This is a genomic window from Pedobacter psychrophilus (assembly GCF_001652725.1).
GTDB lineage: Bacteria > Bacteroidota > Bacteroidia > Sphingobacteriales > Sphingobacteriaceae > Pseudopedobacter > Pseudopedobacter psychrophilus.
The window spans coordinates 55,548-73,304 of sequence record NZ_LWHJ01000032.1 but is presented as its reverse complement, the minus strand read 5'-3'; the positions used below and the strand labels follow the sequence as shown (position 1 = coordinate 73,304).

Genomic DNA, 17,757 nt, shown 5'->3' with positions numbered 1-17,757 from the left:
GATTTAATAAACTTTTTTTCCGTCCCTAATTAAAATCTCTGACCCTTCTACCAAAAACACAGAATTTGGTTTGGCTTCGTTTAAAAAAGCAAAATCCTTTCCATATAAATCTTCAAAATCAGTTTTAACATTAAATTCTTTTACGTTATAAATCTCCCATTTTTTATGCTCCACATCATATTCTAAAGATTTATTCTTTCCTGTTTTCGTATACCCAAAATAATGTTCGGTAATAAATTCTTCTTCGCTTCCGCTGATGATTTTCTTAGCGTTAATATCTGCCAAAACAGAAAGTTCGTACCAGTTTTTCTTTTTCCATTGGTAGCTTACTTTTTGATAATCGCTATGCTTTTCCCAACAATGTTTGGTTTTTAATACTTCATAATGCTCATGAAATAAAGTATTTGCTACCAAAGCAATCATTGGTTTACTTACTACCTCACTAATAAAAACAGCTCCTCTTTTCCATACTTCTCTATCATTATATTTTACATAAAACCGCAAATTAACTTCCTCAAAATTGACGTGAAAAGGAATTTTAATTCCTTTTATGCGGGTATCTAGAAACATAAAACCAATTAAACTCACATAATAATTGCCATTATAACTGTCTAATTGAGTATTTGGAGGGACGTATTTCTCTAAAATTTCGGCGTTAACTTTATAGTTTGCCATTACTAATTTACGCCATTGTGCCGTTAAGAAAACAGGTTTTTTCACAATTAAAAAGCAATTTAAGAGGATATTTGTTTTTAAATAATCACTTAAAAATATTAAATCCCTAAGTACTTAATTTACTTGTACATATAAGGCTTTAGAAATTTTACACTTTACTAAGTAAATTTGTATCTTGCGCCCTCTAAAAATAAAATATACAATACAATATGGGTATAATGGGTTTTTTGCGTAACCGAGCAGGAGTAATCATTGTGATTGCTATCGGTTTTGCGATTGTGGCATTCTTGTTAAGTGATGCGATTAGAAGCGGACAGGGTTTTATTTCTGATTCTAGAACAGAAGTTGGAGAAGTAGCAGGAGAATCTGTTTCCTACAAAGATTTTAACCAACGTGTAGACCAAAACTCTCAGCAGTTTAAGCAACAAATGGGAAGTTTGAATAGCCAAATGACGAGCTATGTAGTAGAAAACACTTGGAACCAAACTGTTTCTGGAATTATATTAAAAAAACAAACAGAAAAATTAGGTTTGGTAGTAGGCGGAGATGAGATTGTTGATTTGTTATTCAATAATCCTACTCAACAAGTAAAGCAGATTTTCACTAACCAACAAACTGGTGAGTTTGATAGAGCAAGTGCTTTAAGTTCAAGAAAAAGTGCAGATACAGATCCAAGTGGTCAATTAAAAGCACAATGGGTTGCTTTAGAAGATAACGTTCAACAACAACGTGTAAACGAGAAGTACATCAATTTAGTAAAAAATGGTATTTATGTAAATTCTTTAGACGCTAAAGACGATTATACAAACCGTAATAAATTAGTGAATTTTGAGTATGTTTTTAAAGAATATGCAAGCGTACCAGAAAAAGACGTAATTGTTACCGATGCGGATTATAAAGAATATTACGAGCAAAATAAATATAAATTCAAAAATGCTACAGAAACTAGAACTTTTGAATATGTAGCTTTTAATGCCGCCCCATCTAAACAAGATACCTTAGATGCAAAAGTTAAAATTGATAAGATTGCAGAAGGTTTAAGAACTTCAACAAATGATTCATTATTTGTTGCTATTAATTCTGACACAAAATCTCCAATTGTTTATCAAAAGAAAGGACAATTAGAACCAGCATTAGACTCAGTTATGTTTGGAGCTAGTAAAGGTTTTATATATGGTCCGTTTTTCTCTAATGGCACTTATAAAATCGCCAAATTGATAGATTCACGTATTAGTCCAGATTCTGTAAAGGCTCGTCATATCTTAATTAATCCAGCATCTTCTGGAGGATTAGATAAAGCAAAAGCTACTGCAGATTCTTTGAAAAATTTAATACAAAATGGGGCTGACTTTGCCGCATTAGCCGCTAAGTTTGGCACCGACGCTTCTAAAGATAAAGGTGGCGATTTAGGAACATTTGGAAGAGGAGCAATGATTCCAGCATTCGAAGATGCTGTTTTTGCAGGAACAACGGGTCAAATTATTACTGTAGCTACTCAATTTGGTGTTCACGTAATAGAAATTGAAAAACAAATTGGATCTTCTCAGGTAGTTAAATTAGCAATTGTAGATAAAGCTTTGGCACCAAGTTCTGTAACAGAGCAAGGTGCTTATCAAAAAGCGCAAAGCTTTTTAAGCAATGCAAGTAATGCAAAACAGTTTGATGAAAACGCTAAAAAAGAAGGCTTAAACAAATTGGTAGGAGAAAATGTAACTCCAATTCAAGGATCTTTACTAGGATTAGAAGACGCTAGAAATTTGGTGCGTTGGGCATATAAAGCAGATAAGGGGGATGTTTCTAACGAAATTTTTGACATTGGTGATAAATACGTAGTGGCAGTATTAACAGCTATCAAACCTGAAGGTACTTTATCTTTAGAAGATGTTAAAAAACAAATTGAGCCTGATGTTAAAAGATTGGCCCAAGGAAAAGTTTTAAAAGCTCAATTCGAGAAAAATGTTAGTGGTGCAACAAGCCTTGCGCAAATAGCTCAAAAAATAGGTGTTCAGGTTACACCTGTAGAAAACGTTGTTTTTGCAAACCCTGTAATACCAGGTGTTGCCCAGGAAAACAAAGTGATTGGTAGCATTTTTGGATCACAACCTAATAAAGTTTCTAAGCCAATAGAGGGTGATAGAGGGATTTATGTTTATACTGTAAAAAGTTTTACCAACCCTGCACCTTTAGCAAACGTTTTAAAAGTGAAAGAACAAATGGAACAGGCTATAGCACAACAAGTTGACGGTGCTGTATTTGAAGTTTTAAAACAAAAAGCAAAAGTTAAAGACAATAGAGCAAATTTCTATTAATAGTAAATTGCTTAAATTTAAACCCGAAGATATACAGCTATCTTCGGGTTTTTTATTTTAGAGAAAATGGACATTCAAGAAAATATAGTTAATAAGGTTGCACAAAGTGGATTGATTTCATTTGATTTAGCAACACTAAAATCCAGTGGAGAACTTGTTGTTTATGATATTAAGGATAATCTTTTTCACGGATTAATGTTAAGGGAAAAAGATTTTAGAGAGTTTATTAAGCAACATAATTGGGCGCAATATCAGGATAAAAATGTAAGTGTAATTTGTTCTGCAGATGCAATTGTACCAACATGGGCTTATATGCTGATCGCTTCTAAACTTAGTCCTTTTGCCAACTTATTTGTTTTTGGCGATTTAGAAGTTTTAGAAACTGCGTTATATTTAAAGGCTATAGATGCTATGGATGTATCACATTTTAAAGATCAGCGTATTGTAATTAAAGGATGCGGAGAAATATATGTACCCATCACGGCGTTTATGGCAATAACAAATAAATTAAACAATGTAGCTAAAAGTATTATGTATGGCGAACCTTGTTCTACTGTCCCAATCTATAAAAGAAAAGACTAGTTTGGTTCGTTTATTTTTTATCCCAATTATGAAGAAGCTTTTTTCAATCTTTTTTTTGTCATTATTTATTTCAAATCTATCATCTGCTCAGGAGTTAGATTTTTTAAGCCGTTCGTCTTTTAAAGCTGGCGAAAAAATCACTTACAAACTTAAATACGGTTTTTTTACTGCAGCAGAAGCAACCATACAAGTATTACCAACCGATATAAAATTTGATAATAAACCAACCTATCATTTAATGGTAGATGGAAGCACTTCTGGTAGCTTTGATGTTTTTTATAAAGTAAGAAATAGGTACGATTCTTATATTGACCAAAAAGATTTTACTCCTTATTTATATACCGAAAATGTTAGGGAAGATAAATATACAAGAAATGATAAGGCTCGTTTTTATCAAGATCAAAAAAAAGTTGTGGCATCTAAAGGCACTTTTAAATCTCCAGTTACACAAACATTCGATTTAGTTTCAGCTTATTATTTTGCTCGTAATTTAGATTTAACAGGAGCAAAAATTGGCGATAAGTTTAGTGTCAATTATTTTTTAGATGATGAGATTACTCCATTAACTATACAATATGTTGGAAAAGAAACGATCAGAACCAGTTTAGGTAAAATTGCTTGTTTAAAATTTAGCCCATCAATTAGGCCTGGAAGAATTTTTAAACGAGAAAGCAAACTTTATTTATGGATTAGTGATGATGCGAACAGGATCCCAGTTAGGGCTAAAGCTGAAGTTTTAGTAGGTTCTATTATTCTAGAAATTAATACGGCAGAGGGTTTAAAATCAACTTTAAAAAAATTATAAAATAGGCTTTATTATTCTATAAATTTTAGTTTTAAACTAGAAGCAAATCTATTTGCAATTGATAAGAATATCTTTTGCCATCACCATGGGAACGCTGATGTATTTTTTCTCCATATAAGTCATTACCTTTTCTAAAACCTGACGTGAGTTTTCATCCAAACCTTCAATCTCATTTGCAAAAACTGAGTTTAAAGCTCTTTCTTTAATTTCCTTAATCCTTTGAGGAACTTCTCTCATCGCCAATTCTACTCTTCTCTGTTGCAAAACAGGTCTAAACTGAACAATGTTATCAGCAATAATAGCTTCCCCTTTTATAAGTTCTTGATATCGCTCGTTAAGATTGTTATTGGCAACTTCCTTTAAAGAGTTAATCTCAATATATTGGATATTATTATTTTCGATCACATCGGGAGCAACATCGCCAGGAACGGCCAAATCAACAATAACTTTAGAAGTAGTTTCCCCAGCTAGTAAATGTTGATAAACTTCCTGTGTGATAATAGGCTCGGTTGATGAAGTACAGGTGATGATGACATCAAAACCTTTATCAAAGGTTTTTAAATCTTCTAAAGGATAAGCAAAACCCCCAAGTTCGTTTGCTAAATCTTGTGCTTTGCTTAAGGTTCTATTAAATATAGAAAAGTTAGTATAAGTGTGTTTTTTTAAATATTTCGCAATATTGTGATTGGTTTCGCCTGCTCCAATTATTAAAATACGAGAGTTAGAGCAAACTTGTAAATCCCTCAATCTACGGTAAGCTAAAGAAACTATTGAAATAGGATTTTTAGAAATATTTGTAAAAGTATAAACCTCTTTTGCTGTTTTTACAACAGTATTCATAATCATTCGCAAATAATCACCTGTGAATTGCTTAGAACGGCAATTTTCATATGATTTTCTTACTTGTGCTAAAATCTCTTTCTCTCCAACCACTAAACTTTCTAAAGAACTAGAAACCCTCATCAAGTGATTTAAAGCATCTTCCTGCTCAAAAAGCTCACTATTATCAGTGATACTTTCTAATTGAGATTCGCTTAAACTATCTGCATGTAATGTTTGAAGGAAAGATTTAACAAACGATTTATCTAATTTTTCTTCAGCAGTAAAAACAAATTCTACACGGTTACAAGTAGCTAAATAAAAAATTTCGGGAATATCGTAGATAGATTTTAATAATTGAAGTCTATTATCTATAGCCTCTTCACATAAAACCAAACATCCCAACTCTTTCAAATCGATGAGTTTGTGAGTGAATGCTATAACTTTTAAATACTTCAATTAGATTTTTTTAGACTCCACAAAAGTATAATAGCGAGGGCTAGCATGTGTCAATCCTTTGTCAATTGAGGTTATTTAGAAGGAGTATAAATTACAAGCTATTTGACAGGATTGTTTTATTCTAATTTATAGTTTTTATGAAGCACTAAAAAGCTTGCTTTTTCTTCTTTTTTAAATGGGATATCCCAATTGCCTTGATAGCTGATTTTAGTAGGTAATAAATCTTCGCCAAAATAACTCATTTCAATGTTCATCTGCACATCAAAATCAAATGCTAAATTATCCAACTTCATATCTATATATCTACCTAAAATTTGGAAATTGCGCTGATCAAAAATGGTAGTCAATTCTTTAATCATAATGCCATCTTTTGTCCAATTGCTTAAATCAGGTTTTACCGTAACTTTAAAACGATAAACCGGAATAGAATCTAAATATGTTCCCCTAAAAAATTGATAGTTATAGTTTTCACGGCTATTTGCCGTAAAAATTTCTGTTTTATTAGAGATAAAAGGAACTCCTTTTATGGGTCTTCCTGGCGTAAATATCAATGTTTTCAGTTTGTCTTTATAAGATTCGTTACTGCCCCCTTTACCTGGCGCAGAAGAACTACTATTTGGTACAAAATCAGAATTATAGGCGTTCATGAAAATATAATCGAACATTTCTACCGTATATAACTCATACTTTCCGTTTTTCTTTAAAAGGTCTCCGGTATCTTCTTTTACTAAGGTTTTAATATTATGGCCAGTACTATTGTTGCTGTGGTATAATTTTCTGTAAATCTTACCAGTTACTTTATCTTTTTTATCATAGGTGTACACTCTATTTTCTGCTGTAAAAGCATACTTTTTCATATTTCTAAAAGCTTGGTAAAAGCTAGTGTCTATTAAAATCTCTTGGATAAAATCTTCTATGTCTAAACCTGCCTTACCAACTTTTACAACAGCATCTTTATCCATTTTCATGGTTAGGACGGTATCAGGATTAAAGCGAGGAATTGCTTGAGAATAAGCATTTGAGTAAAAAAATATAAAACTAAAGGCAGAAAGAAGAATAATTTTAATGGAGGAAATTTTCAAAATAATAAATTAAGACAAGTGAATCCTCTACTAAAAGGAGTTTAATATTTTAAACAAATTTAAAGGGATTTAGTTCCCTAATTCTTTAATCGCTAAATAAGCCATTAAGCCAGTACTTAAACCTAAGGCTTTTTCATCTATATCAAATGTAGGTGTGTGAACAGAAGAGGTAATTCCTTTTGCTTCGTTTCTGGTTCCTAATCTATAGAAACAAGCATCAGCAGCTTGCGAGAAATAAGCAAAATCTTCAGCAGCCATCCAAATATCTAAATCTAAAACGTTTTCTTCACCTAGATATTCTATGGCAGCTTCCTTGGTCCTGGCGGTTAAATGTTCCTCGTTAACTAAAAATGGATAACCCTTTTCAATCCTAAAATCAACACTTCCGCCCATTCCTTCGGCAATACTTTCTGCCAATTTTTTCATTTTTATATGCGCTTCAGCTCTCCATTTTTCGTTTAAAGTCCTAAAAGTTCCTTCTAAATATACTTCGTTAGGGATAACATTTGTTGCACCTTGGGCAATCACTTTCCCGAAAGATAAGACAGAAGGAAAACGTGGATCAGAACTTCTGCTGATAATGGTTTGCAAAGCGGTTATCATTTGCGCCATTATTACCACCGGATCTATATTCTGCTGAGGTTGTGCGCCATGCCCACCTTTACCTTTGATGGTGACATAAATTTCATCAGTAGAGGCCATATATTTACCAGAACGCATTCCAATTTTCCCTGCTTCTATTAAAGGCATCACGTGTTGCCCCATTACTGCATTTGGCTTTGGGTTTTCTAACACGCCTTCCTTAATCATCAAATTTGCTCCGCCTGGTAATCTTTCTTCTCCTGGCTGAAAGATCAACTTAACTATTCCTCCAAACTCTGATTTAAGCTCATTTAAAATTTTTGCTGTACCCAAAAGAGAAGAAGTGTGCACATCATGCCCACAAGCATGCATCACGCCTTCGTTTTTCGATTTGTATTCTACTTCATTAGCTTCAAATATGGGCAAAGCATCCATATCTGCTCTTAAAGCGATAACCTTATCTGATATTTTTCCACCTTTTATAACGCCTACTACTCCTGTTCCAGCCATTTCAGTAAAAGAAATCCCCAATTTCTCCAGTTCGTTTTTTACAAATGCAGCCGTATTGTATTCCTCAAATGAAAGTTCGGGATGCGAATGAAGATGCCTTCTGTTTTGTGTTACTTCGTTATGAATTTGATGGGCAAGAGCAGAAATCTTTTCTTTTAAGGAGTTATTCATCGGCTTTAAGCGGATTAATAGGTTGGTTAAATATAAAAACAGTTGGAAAAGTTGATCTTAAATTATTTAATAAATTTTGAGCTTCAGACTTACTCCTAAAATCGCCCACTTTAACGCTGTAATTAGGCTGCATGTATGATAAGTAGGTCTCATATTCTGGATAATAAGATTTAAATTTTGCTTGTTCATTATAAGCCTCCTTTCTATCCGGGCCATAGTAAATCTGAATTCTAAAACCGTATACTGTTATTAATGTACCATCTTTAGAAACCCCTTTTGTTAACGCAATTCTTCTAGCGATTAAACTATCAATCAATGGATCTTTTACTACAGTAACTTTAGCATCATTTTGTGCAAATGCATAAGAACTAAAAAAAATAAAAAATATGTATAGAGTTTTTTTCATTATTTACAGCAATTTTGCTGAATTGATACAAATTTGCAGCCACCACAAAAATCGGCATTCTATTTTATAGTACAAGCTAAAAATATTAAAATTTAATTTTTTAGCTTACTTTTGTATTACATCCCTATCTATGAAATATTATATTGGCTTAATTCTAATCATTCTATCACCTTTTTTTACAAAAGGACAAATCAAAATAGCAAATAATACCAACCTAGTTATTAGCAATGGTGCTAATTTGGTTATCGATAATTTATCATTAATAAATGGCACCACAGCTATATCTGGAGACGGAAAATTAATACTTTCCGGATTATCCCCAGATAATACCATTATGACAAATGGTTCAATAAAAAATTTAAGCATTAATAAATCTGGGGGTGTTAGCGTAAAATTACTGAGCTCTGTAGATTTAAATGGCACTATAGAACTAGTTAGCGGTAAATTAGATTTAAACGGTTATAATTTAGATTTAGGGACAAATGGTCAACTATTAGGAGAAACAGAAACTAGTTTTATAACTGGGAGTTCAGGATTTATAATCAGACAGGCCACCTTAAATGCACCATCGTCAACCAATCCTGGTAATTTAGGTTTAAGTATTACTTCTTCTTCAAATTTGGGTTTAACAACTATAAAGAGAGGCAACTATTCACTTTCAGATGGAACAAACTTCACTTTAAAAAGATTTTTTGATATCACTCCAACTAATAATTCAAACATAAATGCAACTGTAAGATTCAATTATCTGGATGCTGAAATTGGTTCTTTAGATGAAAATCAATTGAAATTGATATCCTCAGCTAATGGAGGAATCACCTGGAATAATATAAATTTTCAAACTTTAAATACAACTAATAATTATGTTGAAGCTTCAGGGCTTTCAAATCTGAACTTATTGTCATTAGCAAATAACTTTACTACTTTACCAATTACTTCGCTTCAATTATCAGCTAAACAAAATATCAATAGCATAATATTAAAATGGGCAACTTTAGGTGAAAATAATGTGAGCCATTTTATATTACAGAAAAGTACTGATGGTAAAACATTTATTGATATCAATAAAACCACTTCATTAAGCAGTATAAGAAGAGATAATAATTATGAATTTGAGGATAGAAATCCTTTTAAAGGTTTAAACTACTATCAAATTAAATCCATTGATTATGATGGCGGCAATTACACCTCTTCTCCTATTGCTATAAATTATGATTTATCAATAGATAATTCGGTTGTTATTTATCCCAATCCCACCACTCATCATCTATCTTGTTCATTTTATTTAGTAGACAAACAGTTGACAACATTTCAAATCATATCTAGCATAGGTAAAATAGAAATTTCAAAATCTTTTTCTGCTGAAGCTGGATTGAACAATTTTTCTCTAGATGTTTCACAAATTCCAAGTGGAACTTATTTCTTAAAAGCATCTAATAACTCCTTAAATAAAACATTTAAATTCATTAAAAATTAAATACCAAATGAAAATAAAAATTTTCTACTTAGCCATCATTTTATGTGCTTCACTTACTATAAAAGCGCAAAGTATTGCCATCAATGCTGATGGTTCTACTGCAGATAATAGTTCAATTTTAGATATAAAGAGTACAACAAAAGGAATGTTAATTCCACGAATGACAGCAGCTCAAAAAAATGCGATAACAAATCCTGCATTAGCATTATTAATATATCAAACAGACGGAACTTCTGGATTTTATTATTATAATGGATCAGCTTGGATTTTGTTTGGAGCACAAGGGCTTCAAGGCATTCCTGGCGCTACTGGAGCACAAGGTGCTACTGGAACTATAGGAACAACGGGAGCAACTGGAGCACAAGGTGCTACTGGTATTACTGGAGCAATTGGAACTACTGGCGCTACCGGCACTACAGGAGCAACGGGAGCAACGGGAGCAACTGGTGTTACAGGAACTACCGGAGCAACTGGTGCAACTGGTATTACTGGCGCTATAGGCGCAACCGGCGCTACAGGTATAGTAGGTACTCCTGGAGCAACGGGCGCTACTGGAGCAACTGGTGCAACTGGTGCAACTGGAGGAGTTGCTGGTTCTACTGGGGCTACAGGAGCTACCGGAACTACTGGACCAGTAGGTACAAGTTTAACAAGTCCTACAACTTTTAGTGCAAATAATATCAATTCTGAAGCAGCAAATTCTAACAATTATTTAAGAGAAGATGCAATAAGCGAATTTACTCTAGGTATCCCAACATTATTTACAACAAGCAGAAATTTAAATAATAGCAGTAGATTTACATCTGTAACTTCTTCAAATTCGAATGCTGCAACTGAAAATTCTTATGTTTCATCATTAATTCCTGTAGCGTGTAAGGCAAAAAAACTAACTGTCTTTAATGGTACTTCACAAAGTTTAACCTTAACATTAAGGGTTGGTACAAGCCCCACTTCAATGAACGATACCGCTCTAGCCGTTACTATTGCTGCTAATTCGACAGGGTCATCTACTTCAAATATTTATATACCGGCAGGTAGTTTTATTAGTTACAAGGTAAACTCAAAAGCAAATACCTCTGCCCTTGTTTTCTCAGCCCTCATTTTACAATAAGTTTCAGAAAATAATATCTTATAAAAAAAGCCCTAAGTTTTAAAACTTGGGGCTTTTTTGTTATCAAAAATTTATTTAAATAGTTTATGCATTTAAGCCGTGACAACTTTTATACTTTTTACCACTACCACAAGGGCAAGGGTCGTTTCTTCCAATTTTAACCTCTGCCTTTACAGGTTGTGGTTTTTGTAATTCACGAGTATCTTCCATTAATACACCATTGCTTTCTTGAGCTGTTTCTGCTTTAGAAACTTTTAATTTACTCATATCTGTTTTTGGTTGTGGACGAGCTTCCTTCAAAGAAGATTCGTTTTGTTGTACCGGAATTCCACCTTTAAATAAGAAACTCACTACATCTTTATTTACTACAGAAAGCATTCCTTTAAATAAATTAAAAGCTTCCACTTTATAAATTACTAATGGATCTTTTTGCTCATAAACTGCATTTTGAACTGATTGTTTCAAATCGTCCATTTCACGTAAATGTTCTTTCCAGGTATCATCTATCAGCGAAAGCGTAATTGTTTTTTCAAATGATTTTACAACTTCTTTACCCTTACTTTCGATAGATTTTTTTAATGGTGCTGCAACCTGGATACCATGTGAACCATCAGTAAAAGGAACAATGATACTTTCAATATTTTGACCTCTGGTATCATAGATTTCTTTTAAAACCGGATAAGCCTGATTTGCAATTGCTTCTGACTTACGTCTATAAAAAGCCATGGCTTCCGCAAAAACCTGATCAGACAATTTATCTACATTTAAACTTGTAAATTCATCCTCAGTAACTTCAGTATCAAAGGCGAATAATCTTAAAAGTTCTAATTTTAAGCCTTCGTAATTATTTTCTTCTTTATATTCTACAACAACATCATCGGCAACATCTAAAATCATATTCTCGATATCCACATCTAAACGGTTTCCGAAAAGTGCATTTTTACGTTTGGTGTAAATAACGCTTCGTTGCGAATTCATCACATCATCATACTCTAATAATCGCTTACGAATACCAAAGTTGTTTTCTTCTACTTTCTTTTGCGCTCTTTCAATAGAGTTGGTAATCATAGAATGTTGAATCACTTCTCCTTCTTCAATTCCCATTCTCACCATTAAACCGGCAATACGTTCTGATCCAAAAAGACGCATTAAGTTATCTTCTAAAGAAACGAAGAATTGAGTAGAACCAGGATCTCCCTGACGACCAGAACGACCTCTCAACTGTCTATCCACACGGCGAGATTCGTGACGCTCTGTACCCACAATGGCCAAACCGCCAGAAGCTTTTACACCTTCTCCTAATTTAATATCCGTACCACGTCCGGCCATGTTTGTAGCGATAGTTACCTGACCTGGCTTACCTGCTTCGGCAACAATATCAGCTTCTCTTTGATGAAGTTTTGCGTTTAATACATTATGCTTAATTCCTTTCATCTTTAGCATACGGCTTAATAATTCAGAAATCTCTACAGATGTTGTACCCACTAAAACCGGGCGACCAGCTTCTGTCAATTCCACAATCTCTTCTGCAACAGCATTATATTTCTCTCGCATGGTACGATAAACCTTATCCTGTCTGTCATCACGCACAATTGGACGGTTGGTAGGAATTTCAACCACATCCAATTTATAGATTTGCCAAAGCTCTCCCGCTTCTGTTACCGCTGTACCCGTCATACCAGCTAATTTGTGGTACATCCTAAAGTAATTTTGTAAGGTAATGGTGGCGTAAGTTTGAGTAGCATCCTCCACTTTTACATTCTCTTTAGCTTCAATCGCCTGGTGCAAACCATCAGAATAACGACGGCCATCCATAATACGACCTGTTTGCTCATCTACAATTTTGACCTTACCTTCATCAATAATATATTCTGTATCTTTTTCAAATAAAGTATAAGCTTTTAACAATTGATTTACAGAGTGAATACGTTCTGATTTTATAGAGAAATCTCTGATTAATTCATCCTTCTTAATCGCTTTTTCTTCTACGCTTAACGCTGATTTTTCAATATCAGAAATTTCTGTTCCCACATCTGGCATCACAAAAAAGTGAGGATCTTCGCCAGAAGTTGTAATTAATTCAATTCCTTTTTCAGAAAGTTCTACCTGGTTGTTTTTTTCATCGATAACAAAGAAAAGCTCTTGATCTGCATAAGGCATTTCTTTGTTTTGATCCTGCATATAATAGTTTTCGGTTTTATTAAGGATACCTTTCATTCCTGGCTCACTCAAAAACTTAATTAATGCCTTATTTTTTGGTAAACCACGATAAGCTCTAAATAAAGCTAACCCACCTTCGCCCTCACCAGGTCCGTTTTTACCATCAGCGATAGATTTTTTTGCTTCATTTAACGCACCTTGAACATAATTTTTTTGTGCATTTACCAAACGTTCTATTCGTGGTTTTAAATCATAAAATTCATGTTCATCACCTTTAGGAATTGGCCCAGATATAATTAAGGGGGTACGGGCATCATCAATTAAAACAGAATCCACCTCATCCACAATTGCATAATGCAATTTGCCTTGCACCAATTCTTCTGGTGAGCGTGTCATATTGTCACGCAGGTAATCAAAACCAAACTCATTATTAGTTCCGTAAACTACATCTGCTTGGTAAGCTTTTCTTCTTTGTGGCGAATTTGGTTGATGCTTATCAATACAATCAACAGCTAAACCATGAAACTCGAAAATTGGCCCATTCCACTCACTATCCCTTCTTGCTAAATAATCGTTAACAGTAACAACATGAATACCTTCACCTGATAGGGCATTTAAATAAATAGGCAACGTACCTACCAATGTTTTACCCTCACCAGTTGCCATTTCGGCAATTTTACCTTCATGCAATACGATACCACCAATCAACTGAACATCGTAATGCACCATGTTCCACTTTACTTCGGTGCCGGCTGCTAACCAAGAATTATGGTGAACGGCTTTATCGCCTTTAATCAATACGTTTGGTTTTTTAGCTGCTAGTTCACGATCAAAATCCGTAGCAGTAACTTCAATAGTTTCGTTTTCTGTAAATCTTCTCGCAGTGTCTTTCATTACTGCAAAAGCTTCTGGAAGAATTTCTAATAAAATAATTTCTAAAGATTTATTCCTATCCTTCTCCAATTTATCCACCTCATCATAAAAATCTGTTTTTTCATGCAAAGGCATATCTGGTGAGGCTTCAACATTGCTTTTGATTTCGGCAATTTTATCATCAATTTCTTTTAAACCTTCTTTTATCCTATTTCTAAAATCTGCGGTTTTTGCTCTTAATTCGTCATTGCTTAAACCGCTTAATTTTTCATACTCGGCTTTAATTTTTTCTACTAATGGTTTGGCGGCTTTAACATCTCTATCAGATTTACTACCAAATATTTTATTGATAAAACTTAACATCGTTATTTTCTTGTATTAAAACGTTTTAAAATCAACAATTAAGCCATGGGCTTTTATAAGTCATATTGGCATTGTTGGGCTGCAAAATTAATATTTTATATGGGGTTTAGGTAATTTTTGAATGGGAGTTATTGTGTAAAAATTTTAGTTAAAATATTTATATTATTTAACTTGTTTTGAGCTTAAAAAGCGATTTTAACTCCAATCCCATTATTAGAGATTCCGAAATTATAAAGGGTTTTATTCTTACTAGTTTCCATTAAACCTTTATTGTAAATTAGAACTGCTTTTTTAATGTGTTTAGCCCTTCCAATCTCAAATGGGATAGATAATCCGAATAAAGCAGTTGCAGCACTAAGTGATACCCAATCTGGCGATGACCTTCTGTATCTGGTAGCATATTGATTGCCATAAATATATCCTGCTGCCCCGCCAAATATTGTGGCGAAAACCCAGTTAGTTTTTATTATTGTTATTTCTGAATAGTTTTCTGGATTTGACTTTATTAGCTTATGAAGTTTTCTTCCAGTATTTAAGCTTTTTCCGTCCTTTAAATATATAGTACCAAATGTGCTTTTTCGGATTTGGATAGTGTCTTTTATTGTTTGCGCTTTGGCGAAATTGATGCTGAATAATAATATCCCAAAAATGATAAGTAGCTGTTTTTTCATCCTCGAAAATAAAAATTTAATCGGTTTAAATCATCGGGTTATTTTGATTTTTTGCGCTAGGGATGTGCAGGGCTTGGTGCATTTTTGTTAGTGCTTTTTTTACACCAATAAAAGTTACGGAGATCCCAAAGAAACCAGCAAACAAATGAAGTGGGGTTGTGTTTGGTAAAATTGGCAGAGCGTACTTATTAAAGCCTAAAGCTAAATGCCAAAAGCATTTATAGTTTCACAATTAATAAGCAATTAAAAACCATCAAAATAATAAACGTACCTTTGCAAAAATTACAGAGGTTTGCTTTGCTTTCTAAATTGAAATGTTTCATGCTTCCCTCCATTAAAAAAAGTTATGACATTTTCAGAATTAGAATTAATTGAGCCCATACAAAAGGCTTTAAAATTATTAGGTTACGAAAAACCTACTCCAATACAAGCGCAAGCCATCCCATTATTATTACAGGAAAGAGATTTATTAGGTTGCGCACAAACGGGTACAGGTAAAACTGCCGCATTTGCAATCCCAATTTTACAATTATTACATCAAAAAGGTCCTCAACAAAAAGGATCAAGAAAAATAAAGACTTTAATTGTTACCCCAACAAGAGAATTGGCCATACAAATTGGCGAAAGCTTTGCAGATTATGGTAAATTTTTACACTTAAACCATACCGTTATCTTCGGTGGCGTTGGTCAAAAAGCGCAAACTGATGCTTTGCGCAATGGTATTGATATTTTAATTGCAACCCCAGGAAGGCTTTTAGATTTAATGAACCAACGTTTTGTGAGTTTAAAAGATGTAGAATTTTTTGTTTTAGACGAGGCTGATAGGATGTTAGATATGGGTTTTATTCATGATGTTAAAAAACTGATTGCCGCTTTGCCAAAACAAAGACAATCTTTGTTTTTCTCGGCTACCATGCCTCCAGCCATTACGCAATTGGCAAACACCATTTTAAATAATCCGGTTAGGGTTGAGGTTACGCCGGTTTCTTCTACCGCAGAAACCATAAACCAGTTTTTATACTATGTAGATAGGAACAATAAATATGATCTTTTGCTCCATTTGTTAGATAGCAAAGAAATTAAAACTGCTTTAGTTTTTACCAGAACAAAACATGGAGCAGATAAAGTAGTAAAAGTTTTAGCAAAGGAGGGGATTAAATCTGCGGCTATCCACGGAAATAAATCTCAAAATGCCCGTCAAAATGCTTTAGAAAATTTTAAAAATCAAAGTATTAGGGTTTTGGTTGCCACCGATATTGCAGCAAGAGGAATTGATATTGATGAGTTGGCACACGTAATCAACTTTGAAATCCCAAATATATCTGAAACTTATGTACACCGAATTGGACGTACTGGAAGAGCTGGCGCAAACGGAACCGCGATCTCTTTTTGCGATGCTGAGGAAAAGGAATTTTTAAAGGATATCCATAAATTGATCAATAAAAATATACCTGTTATAGAAGACCATCCATTCCCTTTTAAAGGGATTATGTCAGAGAAAAAAGCTGCTGATAACCGTGGAGGAAGAAGAAATAACCATGGTGGTGGAAACAATAATAACAGCAATAAACCTAAAAGTGCTGGAAACCAAACCGAAGCAACACAAGGTGGAGACCGACCAAAAAAGAAATATTTTAAGCAAAAAGTAAACAGATAAAAAATTTTTAGAGATGAAAATTTTGATGGTTTGTTTAGGGAATATATGCCGTTCGCCTTTGGCGGAAGGCATTATGAAACATTTTATTGATAAAGAAGGCTTGGGTTGGCAGGTAGATTCTGCAGGGACAGGCGCTTATCATATTGGCAGACATCCAGATGTTCGGTCTATAAAAATTGCCCAACAAAACGGCATCGATATTAGCCATCAAAAAGCCCGACAGTTTATCAAAGCCGATTTTAAAACCTTTGATCATATTTATGTGATGGATAAACATAACTATGAGGACGTAATTAATTTGGCAACTTCTGATGAAGAAAAACAAAAAGTAAAGTTGTTTATCACCGATGAAATTGTACCGGATCCTTATTATGACGACAGCTTGTTTAAGCCAACTTTCAATATGATTTACGCACAATGTGGAAAACTATTAACATCCCTAAAAAAGGAAAATAGATAGCTTTAATCATCCAATAAAAAAGAGATGAAAAAGCTGATTACATTGATTATTGTTTGTTGCACATTTAGCGTGTTTGCGCAAAAACAAGTAAAAGACCTTCAATATTATTATTACAACGCTAATCAGGATAAAGATTTTAACGCTTATTTAGCTGCAAGAAAAAACTTTGATAACAAAAAGTTCGATTTTAAGCTTCCTTCGTCTAAAGAAGCAGTTGCAGAATTACAAGAAAACGAAGCAAAGATTTTTAAAAACGAAAAAACTTATGCCGAATTTCTAAATCGTTATGGAATGAAGAACGCGGGCGACTACGCAAAACTTTGGTTTAACCAAATGGAAATGCTTAAAACTTTCATCAAAAAGAATCCTGAGTTTTATAGCCTAACCTCTAAACAACGCCAAAACGTTATTGATAAATGGTATTTCTCTGAGATTGCTGCTAATTAGGGGTAAAATTTTTTCCGCTAATTTAGGAATTTTCACTAACTGGGGTTTAATAGAATAATTTTTGTACTAAAGTTAAAGCAAAATTTTTGGCTCTTTAGATTAACTTCTAAAGACTTCAAAATGTAATTAACAAATGTT

General features: G+C 33.5%; 15 protein-coding genes. 8 read left to right on the top strand and 7 right to left on the bottom strand.

Translation table 11 applies throughout. From position 1 onward, the window contains the following. Positions 1 to 3: 3 nt before the first annotated feature. A complete protein-coding gene (locus tag A5893_RS16960) occupies positions 4 to 720 on the bottom strand; it encodes a YqjF family protein (RefSeq protein ID WP_232456885.1) in 717 nt (238 codons plus the stop codon). A gap of 173 nt (positions 721 to 893) precedes the next feature. Between A5893_RS16960 and A5893_RS16955 the strand changes: the two genes are divergently transcribed. The 3 genes from A5893_RS16955 (at position 894) to A5893_RS16945 (ending at position 4,371) form a co-directional block, all read left to right on the top strand. After that, positions 894 to 2,984, top strand: a complete 2,091-nt coding sequence (locus A5893_RS16955) for a SurA N-terminal domain-containing protein (protein WP_317040607.1) — start codon at positions 894 to 896, stop codon at positions 2,982 to 2,984. Between the two features lie 66 nt (positions 2,985 to 3,050). Then, positions 3,051 to 3,566, top strand: a complete 516-nt coding sequence (locus A5893_RS16950; RefSeq protein WP_068823786.1) for a DUF2480 family protein — start codon at positions 3,051 to 3,053, stop codon at positions 3,564 to 3,566. Positions 3,567 to 3,594: 28 nt separating this feature from the next. Continuing rightward, a complete protein-coding gene (locus A5893_RS16945) occupies positions 3,595 to 4,371 on the top strand; it encodes a DUF3108 domain-containing protein (RefSeq protein WP_068823785.1) in 777 nt (258 codons plus the stop codon). 48 nt (positions 4,372 to 4,419) lie between these two features. Here A5893_RS16945 and hemA read toward each other — a convergent pair whose 3' ends face one another. The 4 genes from hemA to A5893_RS16925 all read right to left on the bottom strand — a co-directional run bounded on the left by hemA (position 4,420) and on the right by A5893_RS16925 (position 8,400). Next, entirely contained in the window at positions 4,420 to 5,649 is a 1,230-nt protein-coding gene (gene hemA / locus A5893_RS16940) for a glutamyl-tRNA reductase (protein ID WP_068823784.1), read from the bottom strand. A gap of 116 nt (positions 5,650 to 5,765) precedes the next feature. Continuing rightward, positions 5,766 to 6,731: a hypothetical protein gene (locus A5893_RS16935; protein ID WP_317040606.1), complete on the bottom strand. Its 966-nt coding sequence runs from the start codon at positions 6,729 to 6,731 to the stop codon at positions 5,766 to 5,768. Positions 6,732 to 6,800: 69 nt separating this feature from the next. Continuing rightward, positions 6,801 to 7,994 (bottom strand): M20 metallopeptidase family protein, encoded by a 1,194-nt coding sequence (locus A5893_RS16930; protein WP_068823783.1) that lies wholly within the window; start codon positions 7,992 to 7,994, stop codon positions 6,801 to 6,803. After that, positions 7,987 to 8,400 (bottom strand): SPOR domain-containing protein, encoded by a 414-nt coding sequence (locus A5893_RS16925; RefSeq protein ID WP_094336744.1) that lies wholly within the window; start codon positions 8,398 to 8,400, stop codon positions 7,987 to 7,989. Before A5893_RS16925 ends, A5893_RS16930 begins: the two co-directional genes overlap by 8 nt. 130 nt (positions 8,401 to 8,530) lie before the next feature. Here A5893_RS16925 and A5893_RS16920 point away from each other — a divergent pair, with 130 nt between their 5' ends. Beyond that, positions 8,531 to 9,877 (top strand): T9SS type A sorting domain-containing protein, encoded by a 1,347-nt coding sequence (locus tag A5893_RS16920; protein WP_068823781.1) that lies wholly within the window; start codon positions 8,531 to 8,533, stop codon positions 9,875 to 9,877. A gap of 7 nt (positions 9,878 to 9,884) precedes the next feature. Next, positions 9,885 to 10,988 carry a hypothetical protein gene (locus A5893_RS17955; protein ID WP_068823780.1) on the top strand — a complete coding sequence of 368 codons (1,104 nt, stop codon included), beginning with the start codon at positions 9,885 to 9,887 and terminating at the stop codon, positions 10,986 to 10,988. An 84-nt stretch (positions 10,989 to 11,072) separates the two neighbouring features. On the opposite strand, the gene secA is transcribed toward A5893_RS17955, so the two are convergent. Both secA and A5893_RS16905 read right to left on the bottom strand, forming a co-directional pair. Then, positions 11,073 to 14,384 (bottom strand): preprotein translocase subunit SecA, encoded by a 3,312-nt coding sequence (secA, locus tag A5893_RS16910; RefSeq protein ID WP_068823779.1) that lies wholly within the window; start codon positions 14,382 to 14,384, stop codon positions 11,073 to 11,075. A 182-nt stretch (positions 14,385 to 14,566) separates the two neighbouring features. Beyond that, positions 14,567 to 15,055: a hypothetical protein gene (locus A5893_RS16905; RefSeq protein ID WP_068823778.1), complete on the bottom strand. Its 489-nt coding sequence runs from the start codon at positions 15,053 to 15,055 to the stop codon at positions 14,567 to 14,569. A 346-nt stretch (positions 15,056 to 15,401) separates the two neighbouring features. Here A5893_RS16905 and A5893_RS16900 point away from each other — a divergent pair, with 346 nt between their 5' ends. The 3 genes from A5893_RS16900 to A5893_RS16890 are packed head-to-tail and all read left to right on the top strand — an operon-like array spanning position 15,402 to position 17,619. After that, the gene (locus A5893_RS16900) at positions 15,402 to 16,712 is read left to right on the top strand and encodes a DEAD/DEAH box helicase (RefSeq protein WP_068823777.1); all 1,311 of its coding nucleotides are present in this window, start codon (positions 15,402 to 15,404) and stop codon (positions 16,710 to 16,712) included. A 13-nt stretch (positions 16,713 to 16,725) separates the two neighbouring features. Then, a complete protein-coding gene (locus A5893_RS16895; protein ID WP_068823776.1) occupies positions 16,726 to 17,172 on the top strand; it encodes a low molecular weight protein-tyrosine-phosphatase in 447 nt (148 codons plus the stop codon). A gap of 24 nt (positions 17,173 to 17,196) precedes the next feature. Then, a complete protein-coding gene (locus A5893_RS16890) occupies positions 17,197 to 17,619 on the top strand; it encodes a hypothetical protein (RefSeq protein ID WP_068823775.1) in 423 nt (140 codons plus the stop codon). The last annotated feature ends 138 nt before the right edge of the window (positions 17,620 to 17,757 follow it).